Annotated in this window: 14 protein-coding genes; 4 read left to right on the top strand and 10 right to left on the bottom strand. The window is 57.2% G+C overall.

Annotation, left to right across the window (positions count from 1 at the left end):
- Positions 1-27: 27 nt before the first annotated feature.
- From BN1012_RS03940 to BN1012_RS03930, 3 genes are all read right to left on the bottom strand, one after another.
- A complete protein-coding gene (locus tag BN1012_RS03940; RefSeq protein ID WP_197538339.1) occupies positions 28-1,692 on the bottom strand; it encodes an acetolactate synthase large subunit in 1,665 nt (554 codons plus the stop codon).
- A gap of 148 nt (positions 1,693-1,840) precedes the next feature.
- Positions 1,841-2,374, bottom strand: a complete 534-nt coding sequence (locus tag BN1012_RS03935; RefSeq protein ID WP_081826198.1) for a PAS domain-containing protein — start codon at positions 2,372-2,374, stop codon at positions 1,841-1,843.
- A 135-nt stretch (positions 2,375-2,509) separates the two neighbouring features.
- On the bottom strand, positions 2,510-3,043 hold the full coding sequence (locus BN1012_RS03930; protein WP_043948611.1) for a PAS domain-containing protein: 534 nt from the start codon (positions 3,041-3,043) through the stop codon (positions 2,510-2,512).
- A gap of 219 nt (positions 3,044-3,262) precedes the next feature.
- Between BN1012_RS03930 and BN1012_RS03925 the strand changes: the two genes are divergently transcribed.
- Positions 3,263-4,258, top strand: a complete 996-nt coding sequence (locus tag BN1012_RS03925; RefSeq protein WP_171815904.1) for a S1C family serine protease — start codon at positions 3,263-3,265, stop codon at positions 4,256-4,258.
- 59 nt (positions 4,259-4,317) lie between these two features.
- On the top strand, positions 4,318-4,980 hold the full coding sequence (locus BN1012_RS03920) for a response regulator transcription factor (RefSeq protein ID WP_043948610.1): 663 nt from the start codon (positions 4,318-4,320) through the stop codon (positions 4,978-4,980).
- Between the two features lie 13 nt (positions 4,981-4,993).
- On the opposite strand, the gene BN1012_RS03915 is transcribed toward BN1012_RS03920, so the two are convergent.
- Together BN1012_RS03915 and moaA are read right to left on the bottom strand one after the other, a co-directional pair.
- Positions 4,994-6,784 (bottom strand): ATP-binding response regulator, encoded by a 1,791-nt coding sequence (locus tag BN1012_RS03915; protein WP_043948609.1) that lies wholly within the window; start codon positions 6,782-6,784, stop codon positions 4,994-4,996.
- 99 nt (positions 6,785-6,883) lie between these two features.
- Positions 6,884-7,903 (bottom strand): GTP 3',8-cyclase MoaA, encoded by a 1,020-nt coding sequence (moaA, locus tag BN1012_RS03910; RefSeq protein WP_043948608.1) that lies wholly within the window; start codon positions 7,901-7,903, stop codon positions 6,884-6,886.
- Between the two features lie 105 nt (positions 7,904-8,008).
- On the opposite strand from moaA, the gene mobA reads away from it, so the two are divergent.
- Complete coding sequence (mobA, locus tag BN1012_RS03905) at positions 8,009-8,599, top strand: molybdenum cofactor guanylyltransferase (RefSeq protein ID WP_043948607.1); 591 nt, start codon at positions 8,009-8,011, stop codon at positions 8,597-8,599.
- Positions 8,600-8,790: 191 nt separating this feature from the next.
- Here mobA and BN1012_RS03900 read toward each other — a convergent pair whose 3' ends face one another.
- The 5 genes from BN1012_RS03900 to BN1012_RS03880 form a co-directional block, all read right to left on the bottom strand.
- Complete coding sequence (locus tag BN1012_RS03900; RefSeq protein ID WP_043948606.1) at positions 8,791-10,590, bottom strand: flavin-containing monooxygenase; 1,800 nt, start codon at positions 10,588-10,590, stop codon at positions 8,791-8,793.
- A gap of 177 nt (positions 10,591-10,767) precedes the next feature.
- A complete protein-coding gene (locus BN1012_RS03895; protein ID WP_043948605.1) occupies positions 10,768-12,897 on the bottom strand; it encodes a malate synthase G in 2,130 nt (709 codons plus the stop codon).
- A gap of 182 nt (positions 12,898-13,079) precedes the next feature.
- Positions 13,080-14,105 (bottom strand): HupE/UreJ family protein, encoded by a 1,026-nt coding sequence (locus tag BN1012_RS03890; protein WP_052534517.1) that lies wholly within the window; start codon positions 14,103-14,105, stop codon positions 13,080-13,082.
- Positions 14,102-14,932 (bottom strand): peptidyl-prolyl cis-trans isomerase, encoded by an 831-nt coding sequence (locus tag BN1012_RS03885; RefSeq protein WP_043948604.1) that lies wholly within the window; start codon positions 14,930-14,932, stop codon positions 14,102-14,104. The genes BN1012_RS03890 and BN1012_RS03885 overlap by 4 nt, the downstream gene beginning before the upstream one ends.
- Before the next feature lie 15 nt (positions 14,933-14,947).
- A complete protein-coding gene (locus BN1012_RS03880) occupies positions 14,948-16,927 on the bottom strand; it encodes a DUF3604 domain-containing protein (protein WP_081826193.1) in 1,980 nt (659 codons plus the stop codon).
- A 165-nt stretch (positions 16,928-17,092) separates the two neighbouring features.
- On the opposite strand from BN1012_RS03880, the gene BN1012_RS03875 reads away from it, so the two are divergent.
- A complete protein-coding gene (locus tag BN1012_RS03875) occupies positions 17,093-17,833 on the top strand; it encodes an SDR family NAD(P)-dependent oxidoreductase (RefSeq protein WP_043948603.1) in 741 nt (246 codons plus the stop codon).

Here is a 17,833-nt window from a genome sequence, read left to right as displayed (position 1 = left end):
CATTAGCGAGTTCAAGTCCATGCGGCGTCAGATCGTTACGTCAATCTGGCCAAGACGTTCCGTCAACAGCGCGTTCTCGCGGTAGTCGATTGGAATCACAACAAGAGACGGCCCCTCATGTTCCAGGGCTTTATCCAGCGCCGCCCTGAGGTCGCGCGAATTGGGCACATACTGTCCCTGCCAGCCAAAACTGTCCGCAAGCTTCATCCAGTCAGGATTGGTAAAACTCAGATTGGTGTGACGATTGAACTCGTTTTCCTGTTTCCAGGAGATCAGGCCGTAACCACCGTCCTCCCACACCATGACAGTGATGTTCGACTTCATGCGTGATGCCGTCTCCATTTCCTGCACGTTCATCATGAAATCCCCATCGCCTGCGATGGCAAATATTCTGCGGTCGGGGTGGACCATATCGGCTGCAATGGCGCCGGGCAGAGGCATGCCCATTGAGCAAAAGCCATTGGGGATGAGGCAGGTGTTCGGCTCGTGACATTGATAGTGGCGGGCGATCCACATTTTGTGAGCGCCCACGCCGGACAAGAGAATGTCATCCTTGCCGAGTGCCTGACGGACATCCCACAGGGCCTTTTGCGGACGGATGGACCCTTCGGTGTCATCGTCGCAATGCGCCTCGAGTTCTTCCTTCATGCGCGCGCGAATTTTTCGCTGCGGCTCCAGGTCAAACGACAACTCGTCACGGTGCCGCCAGATGCGCTCATTCAGCATCCACAGGGAATGCGCCACATCGCCTATCAGCTCACATTTGGGATGATAGTTGCGGTCAATTTCAGCCGGCAGGAAGTCAATGTGAATGATGTCCTTCTTGCCGCCCGGGTTCCACAGCTTGGGGTGATACTCCACCATGTCATAGCCAAGCGTGATGATGAGGTCCGCATCGTCTATGGCAAGTGACACCACATCCCGCTGACCAAGGCCAATGGTGTAGAGGCAGTAGTCGGCATCCATATCAACGGCACCCTTGCCCATGAACGTGGACATGACTCCGATGCCGGTCGTCTCGCAAAGGGTGCGCAGCTGGGACGACGCGCGCTTGCGGATGGCGCCATTGCCCGCAAGGATGAGCGGCCGCTTTGCATTGCGGATCATATCAAATGCACGATCCGTGATCTTGTCATCCGGGCCGGGGCGTCTGAAACGGCGCGGCTGCATCGGCGTGCGATCTGTTTCATGCTTGGCAATGTCTTCGGGCAGTTCGACAAGCACGGCGCCGGGCTTTTCCGTGCGCGCAAGCCGCACCGCCTTGCGAATGATTTCCGGAATGGCGTCCGCGTGATTGACAGAGTAGGCCCATTTGGTCACCGGCTCATACATGCCCACCACATCCATGATCTGGTGGCTTTCCTTGTGTTGCCGTGCCGTTGCCCCCTGCCCCGTCAACACCAGCATGGGTGCGCGATCCATGTTCGCGTCAGCCACACCCGTAATGAGGTTTGTTGCTCCAGGGCCCAGAGTTCCAAGGCAGCCGGCAGGGTTGCCTGTCAGCCGGCCATACACTTCCGCCATGAATGCGGCACCCTGCTCGTGGCGCGTGAGGATGAACTGGATGGAAGATCCTTCCAGCGACATCATGAAGTCGGCGTTCTCCTCGCCGGGCACACCGAAAATGTGGGTAATGCCTTCTTCCTCAAGGCAGCGAACGAAAAGGTCTGATGCTTTCATCGTGTCGGACATGGGGATGGCTCTTCTCCGCAGGCGAGCAGGTCTGTGTGATTGGGCGTAGTGTCCATGTAGGTATGGACACAACACAGGCAAACACAAACACACGGCTTGTTGAAGAGCCAGTGTACACCCAGTGCAGAGGCGGTCAGCGCCGGGTCAGCTAGAACTGGTAGAACTTGCGGTCAGACAGGTTTTCAGCTTTGTCCAAAGAGTCTCCAAGACTGACGATATCCGCGTCGATGGCGGTCATCTCCCACAGAGAGCCCAGGAGTCGTGTCACCTTGCCGTCCTCACAGATGAGGGGAAACCACACATTCTCTGTGGTGAACACATGGCCGGCGGGCGTGGTCCAATCCGTATAGCCAACGGCTACCAGGTGTTGTTCAGCAACCAACGTCACGAGTTCTCTGACCACATGGACACGGTCACTGTCATAGAGATCGAACATGTCCTGACCTGTCAGATCATAGCCAAGTCGGTGTGCGAGCTCCGTCCCAAAAATCCGAATGTCGGCTTTTGCAGGCAGGTCAGGTTCCAGCATGATCAAACGAGGCAGATGCCGCGGCACGTCCATCGGGTGGAAACTTGAGCGCTGGGGTGCAACTGCGTCGCCCCGCAAGGCGTCCCAGTGCGCAAGAAGAGCCGAGTTCTCTGGTCTTTTGAGAACTGGCCGATGTGGTACAATGTCCGCCATGGAAGACTATCAAAACCTGAGTTGCGCCCGCTGTCGGACTGTTCCGTCCGATCACAGAGTATTGATGCGGCTGCATTACTTCGGAGTTAACTGATATCGGCTGCTATCTCGCGCTGGCCGGAACGGCAGGCTCGTTCAGAATTTGTAGTAGGCACGCCGTGACAGAAGCTGAGCGAGTGCCAGGGCACCACCCAAATCGTCCACATCGGCACGTGCCTCAACCACTTCCCACACAGAGCCAAGGACCCTGTTTACAGGTCCTTCCTGAGACGCCAGTGGCATCCACAGGTTTTCAGTGGTGAAAGTATGACCAGACGGCGTGGTCCACTCGCTGTAGGCAACAGCAATCGCCTGTTGCTCGACGACATGAGAAATCATGTCGACCACCTCGAGAGCGCGCTGGCCGTCATACATGGAAAACAGATCAATGCCGGTAAGATCAAACCCCAGTCGGCGCGCGAGCTCGGTGCCGAAGATGCGCACACTGGCGTTGTCCGGCACCTTTGGCTCAAGCACGATGAGATTTGGCAGATGTCGAGGGACATCCATGGGATTAAATTGCGCGCGGAGCGGCACAGGCGCATCGCCACGAATTTTTTCCCAGTGTCCCAGCAACTCCCGGTTCTCTGGTCGCTCAAGGTCTGGGCGGGTTTCCTGAATGACAGACACGGGTTGAACTGCAGACCTTAGGTGAACAACAAATTGAGAATCGCCGGAGGGCTTCCGGCGTCGTGGTTCTTGCACAGTCAGGTTAACCGATTCTGCTCTCGGCCCTTGGAAATTGAGTGCACCCATGACGAAGATGCTTAATCTGCCCTTGTCTTGATGTCCGCACGCTCCCAAATTTTGCTTAACAACATCGGGATGCCGACCACAGGAGGACGACCTTTGGGCCTGTTTTCGCCGCGAAACCAAGCCAAAAAGCCTAACCGCAAGCGTCGCGGATCATCACATGATCTGCTGGACGCTTATAGCCAAGCTGTGGCCGGGGCCGTGGATGCGGTGTCCGCATCTGTTGTTCATCTGCAGGTGACGGGCCGACCGACACAGTCAGGATTGTCCTCCGGGGCCGGCTCGGGATTTGTTTTTACGTCCGATGGCTATGCCTTGACCAACAGTCATGTTGTGAACGGCGCCAAATCACTGACTGCGGTGTATCCGGATGGTCGCGAGGTTGACGCTGATGTGGTTGGTGCGGATCCGGACACGGACGTTGCAATCGTCCGACTTCCTGGCAAGCACCGCGAGTGGGCCGAGCTTGGCGACAGCGCGGCATTGCGGCAGGGACAACTTGTGGTTGCCATCGGCAATCCGCTCGGCTTCGACTGCACTGTCACCACGGGCGTTATTTCAGCTTTGGGCCGGTCTTTGCGAAGTCAATCAGGGCGGCTGATTGACGATGTCCTGCAAACCGATGCGCCGCTCAATCCGGGCAATTCCGGTGGGCCTCTGGTCACACCTGATGGAAGGGTGATCGGGATCAATACGGCTGTTATTGCTGGCGCGCAGGGCCTTTGCTTTGCGATTGCGTCCAATACGGCCGAGTACGTCCTGGGTGAGATTCTCAAATACGGAAAAGTACGGCGCAGCTATCTGGGACTGGGTGCCCAAACAATTGAACTTCCGCAACGGCTCAGACGCGAGCTCAACCGAAAAGTGTCAGGCGCGGTCCGTGTTGCGCAGTTTGAACTTGGCTCACCGGCTGCCCAGGCAGGGCTTGCTCCCGGTGACGTCATTCTCAAATTTGACGGCGAGGAAATTGGTGGCGTGGACGACCTTCATCGGCTTCTCACTGCTGAGCGTCTTGGCAAGAAAGTCAAACTCGATGTCTTTCGCGATGATACAGTCATCAAGGTGACGGCAACTCCCGGTGGACGAGACTGAGCTGAGCGGGCGAAGGCCTCGCGCGCTGTGCGGCGGACCTTCAACAGGGGTAGACTTTGGTGACGAGCGAGATCAACATTGCGTTGGTAGATGACCATCAGATGTTTCTTGATGGCCTGGGCGAAGTCATTCGCGTTCTTGACCCGAACTACCGTTGCACCCCGTTTGGGACACCCGCTGAGGCCATCAATGCGCTTGAGAGCGGTGACAAGTTCGACCTGTTCATCACCGACCTCGTGATGGGTGAAATGAATGGCATTGCCTTTGTCATGGCACTCAAGGCCCGCAGCCCATCCACCCCAGCACTGGTTGTATCCGGGATTGATACGGCACCTCCTATCGACAAGATAATGCAAGCGCGGGCGAATGGTTTCGTTCCCAAGTCAGCGTCTTCGGCTGTGTTGAAGGAGGCTATCGAGGCCGCTCTCAAGGATGACATCTATGTTCCGGACAACATCTGGCGTCAGGTGGAAGCACATCCGGTGCCACAAAGAAGCGATCCAGCAGGCGCGCCTGTCAGCCCGGAAGACAATTTGGGTGCGCGGCAGATGGAAGTTGTGACGCTTATGGCTGAAGGCTGCACAAACAGGGAAATCGGGCAGATACTCAACATCAGCGAGAACACCGTCAAAAGCCATGTGAGTGGCATCTTTCGGCATATGGGCGTCACCCGCCGCACAGCATGTGTCAGCAAAGCGCGGGCGCTGGGGTTGGTCTCCTAGGGGACAATCTGGTTCAGTCGGTCTTTGGCTTTGCAGACCAGCTGGCAAGCAGAGCAGTCCGCAATGCAACCGGGTCGATGGGCTTAAACAAGAGTTGAGTTGCCTCGCCCTCTTCATTTGACAGTGTAAGGCCTGAATCGCCTGTCATCAGGATGGCAGGCACGACATCGTTCAGCTCACCACGCACTTTCTCAATCACGTAGCTCCCGTCTGTGTGACTGCCCAGACGATGGTCAGCAATGATGACGTCAGGCGTTGCGTCCATGCGATCGAGAAATTCAATGACGTCATCCCGGCCGTCGGTGCAATAGACTTCGCAGCCCCAACTCGTCAGAACCTCTGACATTGACAGCCGGATTGCTTCTTCATCGTCAACGATCAAGACCTTCAGGCTGCTAATCCGCTGGCGATCTTTTGAAACCAGCTTTTCGACATCAGCCGTCAGCTCTGCGGCTTCTGCAGCCAAAGGGATTTCGAGAATGGCCTGTGTCCCCTGTCCTGGCGTGGATGTCAGGGTCGCGGTAACACCCATCAAATCGGTCAGACGGCGAACAATGGACAAGCCCAGGCCCAAACCTTTTTCCCGGTTACGCTCCGGGTTTCCCAACTGGACATACTCGTCGAAGACCGAATTGAGGGCCTCAGGTGGAATGCCGCCGCCTGTGTCATTGACGGTGAGCCGCGCTTTCATACCGCCGACGCTCCAATAGACCGAAACCTGCCCACCATCGGGTGTAAACTTGATGGCATTGGACAGCAGGTTCCCTATCACCCTTGAGAGGAGCGCTGCATCAGCCGTAACACTCACATCGGCGCCCTTCACACTCAGCTTGATGTTCTTTTGGGACGCTATGCCTTCGAAGCCATGAATCACCCGTTCTGTATGGGAGCGCAGATCAATTGCCGCGAGATTTGGCACAACAGCGCCGGCGTCCAAACGGTTGATTTCAACCAACCCGTCAAGCAGCTGACCAAGACTGCGCCAGCTTTCTGACACCTTGTCGATCAGCGCCAATGCGTCTGCGTCCTGCGTCTTTGCGCGCAGGGCGGACAGATAAAACCCCTGTGCATGGAGTGGTTGTGCAAGGTCATGACTGGTCGCAGCGAGAAAGCGGGTCTTCTCTTCATTGGCCTTTTGCACGGCGTCACGCTGACGGCGCAGTTCGTCCGTCAATTCAATGTTGCGCTTGGCGGCGATCAGGTCTCGCGTCCCGATCTCCACCCGGGCGCTGACCGCCATAAAGAATGCATAGGCCACAACCACACCAATTCCATTGGCATTTACGGGCCAGGGCACGGCGAACAAAATCCAGGCGGCGAAGGGCAGCATTGTCATGGTTGCCAATGCCACATAGGAGCGCCGGAAGGCCGACTGTGGCGAAATTCCTCCCAGGGTAATTGTCAGTACCATGACAACCCCCGTGTAAACACTGATGAGAACATCAGGATCCGCCATCCATGCAGCCCCGATGCCCCAGACCGCACCAGTAATGCCGGAAATGACCGTGTGGACCAGCAGATAGGTCTGCGTGTTCGCGGATGTAATGCCAGGCGGTGTGAACAGTCGCGGCTGAGCAATTGTCACCGCAATCATGGCGCTTGCGATGATAAACCAGACACCGGCTTTGTAAGGACCAATCACGAATGCCATGATGAAGGAGAACATCACCACGAGCGCAAATACGCTTACGGCCGACGAGCGCGCCCTGTCGAACAGAAGCTGCGCCTGCTCCATTTCGAGCGCGCGCTGGTCCAGTGAAACGCGGTCCGTTGCATCCATTGAATTTTGTGACAGGTCGGCCATTGGTCCTCCCCAGACCATTGCATCAGCGAACCTGTCTCAATGTTCAAGCCGCGGTCAATCCCCACGGGACCTAAATCTCGTGGATGGAATTGTGGGAGGCTAGCCGCCTGTCACGGACATGTGTCGCGGGACTGCCGGAGCGCTGCCCGGGCGGTCGATCACAAAATCATGGCCCTTGGGCTTGCGAGAAATTGCTTCATCAATTGCGGATGCAAGCGCTTCGTCTGAATCTGGATTGTCACGCATGACCGCTCTTAGGTCGGCATTGTCTTCCTGACCAAGGCACATATAGAGCTGGCCTGTGCATGTCAGCCTCACCCGGTTGCAGCCTTCGCAAAAATTATGGGTGAGCGGTGTAATGAAACCGAGCTGACCACCTGTTTCCTCAACCCGAACGTAGCGAGCAGGGCCACCGGTGCGGTGGGCCAATGGCGTCAACTGCCAGCGGGTTTCAAACTGTTCCTGAATGAGGCTTAGAGGAATGTACTGGTCAAACCGATCTTCGCCGATCTCCCCCATGGGCATGGCTTCAATGACCGTGAAGTCATGGCCTTCGCCGTGGGCCCATTCGATCATGTCACCAAGCTCGTCTGCGTTGTCCTGTTTGAGGGCCACTGCATTGATCTTGATCTGCATACCTTCATCGGTGGCAGCCTTGATGCCGTCAAGCACGCCCCCAAGATCACCACCGCGCGTTACCCGCGCATAGGTTTCCGGGATCAGGCTGTCAATCGAGACGTTCAGGCGCCGCACACCTGCGCGCGCCAGTCGGGCGGCATGGTTTTTCAGCTGTGTGCCATTTGTAGTCAGTGTCAGCTCATCAAGTGCGCCAGATTTCAAATGTCTTGAAAGGCTGTCGATGAGGTTGAGGACATCTTTACGCACCAACGGCTCACCGCCGGTAATGCGCAGCTTCCTCACGCCCTTGGTGATGAATGCCGTCGAAAGGCGGTCGAGTTCCTCAAGCGTGAGCAGATCCCGCTTTGGCAGGAACGTCATCTTCTCGGACATGCAGTATGTGCAGCGCAGATCGCATCGGTCTGTCACGGACAGACGCAGATAGGTGACACTACGGCCGAATGGATCAATCACGCGGTCTTTGACCTTTTGCTCAAGGATGCCTCAGGTTGGCGAGACTATAGCACTATAACATTGTCCGTTCTAAAATAAAACTTACGTGAAGGTATGTCTTCTGGCCGTTGGACATGGCCAAGGCGGCGCGTGATGGACAAGGACCAACGTGACTTGGTGACGAGGATTGCAGGGATCATTCTGGCGGGAGGTGCCAGCCGTCGCTTTGGCACCGACAAGGCTGCGACTGTGATCGAAGGTCGCCCCATGATCGCCCATGTGGCTGACCGCTTGGGCCCTCAGGTCGCATCCATTGCGATTGCAGGGGCCAATCAGACATACACTCTTGCCTGTCCCCTGCTCGAAGATGGGGCACACGCAACCAAAGGACCCCTTGCGGGTCTGGCTGCGGGACTGAGCTGGGCGCTTGGAAACGATTTCACCCACGTGGTGACCGCGCCATGCGACGTGCCACTGCTGCCACGCAATCTGGTGCGCCTGCTCTCCTCACACGGACAAACGTCTCCGGCCGTTTTGGAAACACCGCGCGGCATTGAGGCGGCTTGTGCCATGTGGCCGGTGTCAGTCTTTTCCAAAGTTGAAGACAGGCTGCAGGCTGGAAAATCACTTTCAATGATGGGGTTATTGGAGGATGCCGGTGCTTCGGTCATTCAGGTGCAAGCAGGTGATCTTGATGGCTCATTCATCAACATCAACGCGCCAGATGATCTGGCACAACTCTGAGCTCTCGCCGGAGTGACCCTCCACAACCCGCACACCCACAATACCCATTGCCCATGCCTGCCCCCAACTTAAGGACACAAAAAAGGCCCGCTGCATTGCGGCAGCGGGCCGATACCCAAGTCAATGCTGGGATTTAGCTCATGACCGCGGCAGCTGCACTCGACACTGCCCCTAATCATCAGCTCTTTTTGCTAAGCCAGCTCAAGACCTTCCAGCTTGCCAGTGGCACGCCATCCTTCGAGAATTTCGAAGTACTTCACAGACCCTGCACCATATGCGTTGTTTTGCTCACTGCGATCCGCGGGCTTACCTTCATTGTTGTAGTACCCCGGCGTGCACTCCTCGAGGAAGCTGCGGCGCAATGCGGCGTTGTCGATGATTTCCTGGACCCAGGCACTCTCCGCTTCTTCCGTAGGCTGAACAGTTCGAGCCTGCCGTTTGTTGGCCTCGTCAACAACATATGCAATGTGACCTGCCTGCTCGATCAGGAGATGGGGATAATTGGCCGTGAAGCCTGCCTGTGCTGGTCCCATGATGAAGACGTTGGGGAAGTCGCGCACATTCATGCCGTAGAGCGTGCGCATGCCGTCTTTCCATTTGTCAGACAAGGTAACGCCACCGCGACCCTTGAGGTCATAGCCCGCGCGGCGGGTGTATTCCGTGCCGACCTCAAAGCCTGTGGCATAGATCAGGCAATCGATCTCATATTCCTTGCCGTTGGCCCAAACAGCACCTTCGGTAATCTTGTCGACGCCCTTGCCTTCCGTATCAACCAATTCGACATTGGGGCGGTTGAAGGCCTGCAGATACTCATCGTGGAAGCATGGCCGTTTGCAGAACTGGCGATACCAGGGCTTGAGCGCTTCAGCAGTATTCGGGTCAGCGATGATCTCGTCCACGCGGGCGCGTACCTGCTCCATCTTCTTGAAGTCAGCGAGTTCAGCGAGATCTGCAAGGTCCTTGGGGGACAGGTTCTTGTTGTCACCCTGACTGGCGATGAAGAGCAGGTTGCGGATGATGTCGGTCCAGCCGTCATTCACCAGATCTTCTGCGGCAAAACCACCGGAGACGAGAATGTTGAAATTCTCCATCCGGTGCTTGTGCCAGCCCGGCTCCAGTGACTTGTGCCACTCAGGATCTGTGGGCTTGTTGTTGCGCACATCAATGGAGGATGGCGTGCGCTGGAACACGAACAGCTGCTTGGCACCCGCTGCAAGATGCGGCACGCACTGCACTGCAGTTGCGCCGGTGCCGATGATGCCGATGCGCTTATCGCTGATCTTGTTCAGGCCACCTTCCGGCGCGCCCCCCGTATAGGCGTAGTCCCAACGGCTGGTGTGGAACGAATGTCCCTTGAAGCTTTCAACACCCTTGATGCCTGGCAGCTTTGGCCGATGCAGCGGACCATTGGACATGATGACAAACTGCGCGCGCATCTTGTCGCCGCGATTGGTTTCAATCACCCAGCGTGATGCGTCTTCGTCCCACCACATGTCTGTCACTTCTGTTTGCAGGCAGGCGTTGTCATAGAGGTCAAAGTGCCGGGCGATGCGCTGGCTGTGCTCCAGAATTTCAGAGGCACGCGAGTACTTCTCCGAGGGGATGAAGCCGGTTTCTTCGAGCAGCGGCAGATAGACATAGCTTTCAATGTCGCACGCTGCACCGGGATAGCGGTTCCAATACCAGGTACCACCGAAGTCGCCGCCCTTCTCGATCATCCGCAGGTCCTTGATGCCCGCCTTGCGCAGTTCTGCACCGGCAAGCAACCCGCCGAAGCCACCGCCAATCACCGCTACCTGAACTTCGTCAGTCAGTGGGTCGCGGGAGAACCCTGGCTCCACATAGGGGTCCTCGAGATACTGCTCCAGTTCACCTGTAACTTCGCGGTACTGCTCATTGCCATCTGTCCGCAGACGTTTGTCGCGTTCAGCACGGTACTTTTCGCGCAGGGCATCAGAATCGAAGTCGACCAGTTCTTTGACGTCGCTCATGGGGTGATCCTCAGTTTCCTCGAATGACTTTTTGTCACTTTTATATAGTAAGGAAACCTGACTTGACCAGTAAGTCGTTGAAATGGGCGCCTCATTTGCCGCAAAACAGCAGAACCCCCGCCGGAATTTACGTCCGGCGGGGGTTCTTGTGGGTGACAGGGTAGCTAGAAGCTCGGCTTAGGACGCCTTCTTTTTGACCCGATAGGCGTGCAGCAGCGGCTCTGTATATCCGCTGGGCTGAACAGCACCCTGATACACGAGCGCCTTAGCCGCTTCGTAGGCCAGGCCGTCAAACTTGGGTGCCATCGGCTCATAGGCCGCGTCACCTGCGTTCTGGCCATCCACCTTGGCAGCCATGCGTTCAAACGCAGCATCAACCTGCGCCGGTGTGCAGATGCCATGCATCAGCCAGTTGGCCATGTGCTGGGATGAGATACGCAGCGTTGCCCGGTCTTCCATGAGGCCGATGTCATTGACGTCGGGCACCTTGGAACACCCAACGCCCTGATCGATCCACCGCACCACGTAACCCAGAATGCCCTGAGCATTGTTTTCAAGCTCACGCTCAACAACATCTGTCGGCCAATTGGTATCCTTGGCAAGCGGGACCGACAGCAACCGTTCGAGGGACGGTGTGGGACGCTTGGCGATCTCATCACGCAGACCCATTACTTCTACCTGGTGGTAATGAATGGCGTGAAGCGTTGCCGCCGTCGGGCTTGGTACCCAAGCGGTGTTGGCACCGGTCTTGGGGTGGCCAATCTTCTGATCCAGCATGTCGCCCATCCGATCAGGTGCCGCCCACATGCCCTTGCCGATCTGCGCTTTGCCGGACAGACCACAGGCCAGACCAATAGCGACGTTGCGTTCTTCATAGGCTTGGATCCAGTCGGACGCTTTCATGTCCGCCTTGAGGATCATTGGACCAGCTTTCATGCTGGTGTGCATTTCGTCGCCGGTGCGATCCAGGAAGCCCGTGTTGATGAACACGATGCGACCGGACACAGCCTTGATGCAGGCCGCCAGATTAGCAGACGTGCGACGCTCTTCGTCCATGACGCCGACCTTGATGGTGCCGCGTGACAGACCAACCAGGTCTTCCACCGCTGCAAAGAGGCTGTCAGTGAACGCCACTTCGTCCGGACCGTGCATCTTCGGCTTCACAACATAGATGGAGCCGGCCGGGCTGTTGACGCGTCGGCCATTGGGACCAACGTCCTGCAGCGAGATGAGATTTGTGATGAGAGCATCGAGCACGCCTTCAGGTGCCTGACTTCCATCCTCCAGAAGCACAGCTTCCGTTTTCATCAGATGGCCGACATTGCGGACGAGCAGCGTGCTGCGGCCCTGCAGAGTTGCCGCTTTGCCGTCTGGCGTTGTGAAGTCCTTGTCAGAGGCCAGCTTACGGGTCAGCGTTTTGCCACCCTTGTCGAAGCTTTCAACAAGGTCGCCCTTCATGAGGCCGAGCCAGTTTGTGTAGGCGTCGATCTTGTCGGCGCAATCAACAGCGGCAACCGAGTCTTCCAGGTCGACGATGGTGGTGAGTGCTGCTTCCATCAAGATGTCGGTGACGCCCGCAGCATCTGTTGAACCAACATTCGTGGACCGGTCGATCAAAATTTCAATGTGCAGACCGTTGTGCTTGAGCAGAACGGATTCCGGTGCGTCTGGCAGACCGGTGAAACCAGCAAACAGAGACGGGTCCTTGAGAGCCGGCGTCAGGGCACCACCTTCAATTTTGTAGCCTGTTACGTCTTTGTGGCTGCCGGAGGCGAGCGGCGCGAACTCGTCGAGGAGGCTTTTGGCCTTTTCAACAACCTGTGCACCGCGCTCTTCGTCATAGCCTGGGCCTTTGGCTTCGCCGGGCAAGGCATCGGTGCCATAGAACGCGTCATACAGGCTACCCCAGCGCGCGTTGGCGGCATTCAGCACAAAGCGCGCATTGAGAGACGGCACAACAAGCTGGGGGCCGGCCATGGTTGCAATCTCAGGGTCCACATTCTCTGTAGTGATGCTGAACTTGGCAGGCTCATCCACGAGGTAACCGATCTCGCGCAGGAATGCCTCATAGGCCGGTGCATCGGTAATCGGGCCGGGGTTGGCTTCATGCCAGGCGTCGATCTTGGTCTGAAGCTCTTCACGGAATGCCAGAAGCTTATCGTTCTCCGGCGAGAACTTCTTGAAGATGTCAGCCGCTCCCTTCCAGAACGCGTCGGCTGAAACGCCCGAGCCCGGAAGGCACTTGCTTTCGACAAATTCCACGAGCGGCGCCGCAATACGGATGCCGTCCTTGTCCAGATAATCCATGAAAAACCCTCAAACTTGCATTGTGACAAAGCGGTCGCCATGCCCGCCGGGGTGCGGAAGCAGTCAGAAATCTGCGAATTCCGGAAGAATGTCTTGAGAAAACAAGACCCAGCCCCTGACGAATGAGCACGCCATTGGGTGCGGAATTACCCCATTGTGGGAGGTGGGGGCAAGGGGTGCGCCTAAAGTGGCAATCGCTCGATTAGCCAGACACACGAAACGATGCCGATACCATAGGTAATCGGCAGCTCGACAAGCCGACGCGAGGCCACGCGGCTGACCACCGCCAGCACAGAGCCGGCGGCAAGCACAAACAGAATCTGGCCTGCTTCGACGCCAAGATTGAAAGTCAGCAACGCAACCAGAACTGCGCCTTCCGGCAAACCGATTTCCTGAAGGGCCCCGGCAAAGCCAAATCCGTGGAGAAGCCCGAATGCAAAGGCCACAACCCAGGGAAGGCGCTCTGACAGTCGCGGCACATGATCGTCACCTGCAAGGGCACGTATGGCGACCTCTCTGGCCAGAAACACAATCGACAGGGCGATGATCGCTTCAACAGGCGCCGAGGGAAGGCTCACCCATCCCATGGCTGTCATGCCAAGGGTCAATGAGTGCGACACGGTGAAAGCGGTAATGGTCTCAATCAGCCGCCGGAAGCCGGTAATCAAAAAAAGCAGCGCCAGCACGAAGAGCAGGTGGTCATACCCCATGAGAATGTGTTCGACGCCCAGCCAGAAATATGTCCACCCGGCGCCTGACGCCTGCGGTCCCTGCTCCAGCACAATAGACGGCTCTTGAGGTGTGGCACGGGCGGTCTGAACCTTGTCACCCGTCGTTGCTCGGATGAGCACATCCGTGAGTGTGCCATCCAGGCCTTGAAACCGGATTGGCCTGCCGATCAGAAGCTCCTCGCACACCAGGGAAAATTTGACGCGCAGGGTGGTTGCGTCATTGAGCCGTTGTGGCTGCCCTTCAATGGCGCAATCCGGAGGGAACTGCGGCTCAACCGAGAGCGGACGCCCCTGTCGTTTGGGCACCTTCCACACAAGGTCATACCGTATGTCAGCAGTGCTCAGGTCATCTGAGGTGTTGATTTCAAGATATGCAGGCCTGAGTTCGTGCGCGTGCGCGACATTGGACAATCCAGCGCTCGCAAAAAATGCGGCGGCTGCGGCGCAAACAAGAAACAGAACACCCGCTGGCCTCATTCGGCCTGACCTTCGATTTCGATTTCATACTGAGCGCTCATGGCCGCATAGGCTGCATCCTCTGCCTTCGCGCGCTCTTCGCCGAGCCAATCGCGTTCTACCTGTCGCCGCACTTCTGCAAAGGCAACCGGGCGGGACGGGGTGGATGCTGAGAGCTGGACGAGATGATACCCCAGTCCCGACTCGACCGGGCCGGACCATTCATTGGCAGGCAAGGATGCCAGTGCTTCGGCGAACTTCTCACCGAACACCCGCGTCACCGCATTTGATGTGGCTGCATCCATGTCCTGGGGCAAGGCGATTGCATCGCCGAGGTCTGATGGTGGAACGCCGTCAGCCAGTTGTGCTGCCGCCTCCTCAATTCGGGAGGTATCAAGGGCCGTAAAATAGACCTGCGCAAAAGTGTAAGTGGGCGGGGACTCATAGCGCTGGGCGTTCTGATCAAACCACGCCTTCAGGACCTCTTGGGATGGTAACTCCTGTACGGCGGATTCAGTAGCGAAGAACTCAAGCTTCTGCCGCAGCCGACGACGGATGACCTGATCATTGACATCAAGGCCAAGCTTGAGCGCCTCGCGGTAGTACACTTCATCCTTGATGTAATTTCGGACGAGCCCCTGAAGTTCTTCATCGGTGGGAGGACGATTCCATGTCCTCTGCCAGACCAGGGCCAGCTGTTCCACCTGCTCAAGCGACACCACAATACGACCACTCTCCTGGTCGTCGTCGCCGACCCAGGCGTAGAGCGCAAAAATGAAGGCTGCCGCTAGCAGAAAATGGACGAGCGGCTCCCGCCACAGGCCAGAAGGCCAGCGCGTCTTAGACATTGAAGATACTCGTCCTTACGCGGGGTCGTACCAAATCGGTGAAGAGTAGGCACGTTCCTGATTGATGAGTTCAGCACCCTCCGGCAATTCGGTGCCGTAGCGAACCACATCATATGCCGTCCAGCGCGGTGTTGGAATCTCGATTGTCCGCACGTAGTAGAAAGCACGCTGCGTTGGATCAAAATCAGGATCTGTCCAGACCGTGGCCAGTTGAGCAGCGCCAATCGTGTTGGTCCAGCTAGGGCCAGACAGATCAACCGTGTTGCCGACATCAGGAACTTTGCCGTCTGCATCTCGCACACGATCATCAGACCAGACCGCATCATGGACCTGCTCCTGGGTTTCGCCGTTGGCATCAACCCAGCCCTTGATGATCTGCACCCGATCAAGATTGGCCCCATCAGGATCCATGACCGAATGGACAAGGAACGAGGGTGCCGCGCCGTCAGCACATGCTGCCACATCACCGCCCATGGGAACGCCCTTGGCATATCCACGGGTCGCAAAATCTGATGCTTCGGCATCTTCTGCAACAAAATCACAGCCGCCGAAGAAGCGTAGCTGGATGCGCGGTCCTGTCGAGGCATACACCTCCTTGCGCATCATCGCGTCAAACAGGGCTTCGCGAGTGTTTTCCCTGGCCCAAACAGCTGCATAGCCTGACGCAAGGTACTGCCAGCCAAGACGACGGATACCGTCACTGCTTCCGCCTCCATCCGTCTTGTTGGCGCGCCGTTTTCCTGGCTCCACACCAGTATGCTTGCCGAAGAAATTGTCCGAGTCAGCAGTCGCCAATGCCGTGTGGGAGTCCGTTGAGCCAATCATCCCGAATTTGAAAGGATTGACGCCGGTGTCTTTCTCAATGGTCAAGCCGCGCTTGAGGGCTTCACGCACATAGTCACCTGAAAGCATCTCAGGCGTCTTGTTGCCGACAATGTTCAGATTGCCGTCTTCCCACCCTGCGTCACCATAGGACGCAAACTCATCGTTTGGAGACAGGAAAGGGTGGGACTCTGAGTCACCCTTGATCTGCGTGACTTCAACGATCGGTTCCCAGCGCGCGCGCCGTGTTGCGTATTCCGCATCAATTGCAGCGCCTTCGAAGTCCACGAGGGCAAACATGCGGCCGTTTGACAGGTTGGAGTTATGGGGAATGGCAAGAACCTGACCACCCGTCTTCGCTTCATACTGCTCCAGCGCTGTCCAAAGATCAGCGGGGTCTTCGCTTACGGTCGAGGAGAACGGAAACACATTATTGGTGATCTCAGGTCCATCCCTGTACACGACAACGCGGTGCATGTTGTCGCCTTTGGGTACGGACGTGTACTCGTAGCCCACGAACGCTGTGAATGTGCCCGGCTCGTTATATTGCTCGATCAGATCACCGCGGCTCTGCCAGAGGTTCTTGAGGATCGGACCCATGACCTTGGGATCACCCAGCACTTCCGGGTTTGTGCCTTTGGTATGGCCGTCGATCAGTTCAAGCGTTGCCTGAGCGGACTCCTTGCCACCGGCCTGAAGCATCTTGCTCCAGCGGGCGAGTCTTTCGTCGGTCATCAAGGCCGGGTTGCCATTGTAGATTTCCCGCGTGACGCCCAGACCTTCTGCGTGATCTGCAATCACCAGAAAGTCCAGCGGACGTGAAAGCTGCGCTTCCGTGCCTGTTGTCGAGGTAACCTTTTCACCGCTTGCAAACTTGAGCGCTGCTTCCGGTCCAAGCCGCGCACCGAACGCAAACGCATCAGCAGAGTCGGATGTGTGCAGATGAGTGTCGCCCCAGAAAACGTCGGTGGCCATTGTGTCAGCTGGTGCTGCTGCTACCGGCGCAACGCTCTCAGTTTCAGGCGCGACGGTTTCAGCCGCTGTGACTTCACTGACTTCCGCAGGCTCCGGCGCAGTTGCGTCCGCAGCGGTGTCATTTCCGGTGTCTCCGCAGGCTACCAATGCCAATGCGGCACCTGCTGCCAAGAGTATGCGTAAATCAAAAGTAGCCATCGTATCCCCCGAGCCGTCCCTAGGACTTATTATTAATGAGACACACTAACTCCATGGTGCCCCGATATGGAAGCCCTGAGGCTGACCGTCTTGCATCACATTGACCGGCTGCGAGGCTGACCACTAGGTTGATCGCGAACAGAAATTTGAATTCAAGGAAACCAAATGGACGATCTTTTTGATCTAAGCGGCAAAATCGCTGTCATCACCGGTGGCTCGCGCGGGCTTGGCCGTCAAATGGCACTGGCATTTGCCCAGCGTGGCGCAGACATCGTCATTGCCAGCCGGAAACTGGATGCCTGCGAAGGCGTTGCCAAAGAGGTCGAGGCACTTGGTCGCCGCGCCCTCCCCCTGGCCCTTGACGCATCCAAGTGGGACGATGTCGGTGCTTTTGCAGATCGCATTTACGACGAGTGGGGCCGGATTGATATCCTGGTCAACAATGCGGGCAAGTCACCCGCGGTTCCTTCCCATGAGGTGACGGAAAAACTGTTTGATATGGTGGTGGACCTGAACTTCAAAGGTCCGTTCAGACTTGCCGCCCACGTCGCCCAGCGCATGGTGGACGCAGGCGGCGGTGTGATCATCAATGTGTCGTCCAGCGGGGCACTGGTGCCGTTGCCATGGGCGGTGCCCTACTCCGGTGCCAAGGCTGCACTCAATGCGATGACCGTGTCGCTGGCGCGGGAGTACGGGCCAAGTGTTCGGGTCAACACAATCTCAGCGGGCCCCTTCCTGACCGACATCTCCAAAGCCTGGAGCGAGGAAGCGAGGGAGAAGTCTGACAACTCGATGCAGCGCCCTGGCAAGCCGGAGGAAATCGTTACGACGGCGCTCTATCTTGCCAGTCCGGCATCGAGCTTTACGACAGGCGCCATTGTGCGATGCGACGGCGGTATGGGATAG

This window comes from Candidatus Phaeomarinobacter ectocarpi, from assembly GCF_000689395.1.
Lineage (GTDB): Bacteria > Pseudomonadota > Alphaproteobacteria > CGMCC-115125 > CGMCC-115125 > Pyruvatibacter > Pyruvatibacter ectocarpi.
This window is presented reverse-complemented; position numbering and strand designations above follow the sequence as displayed.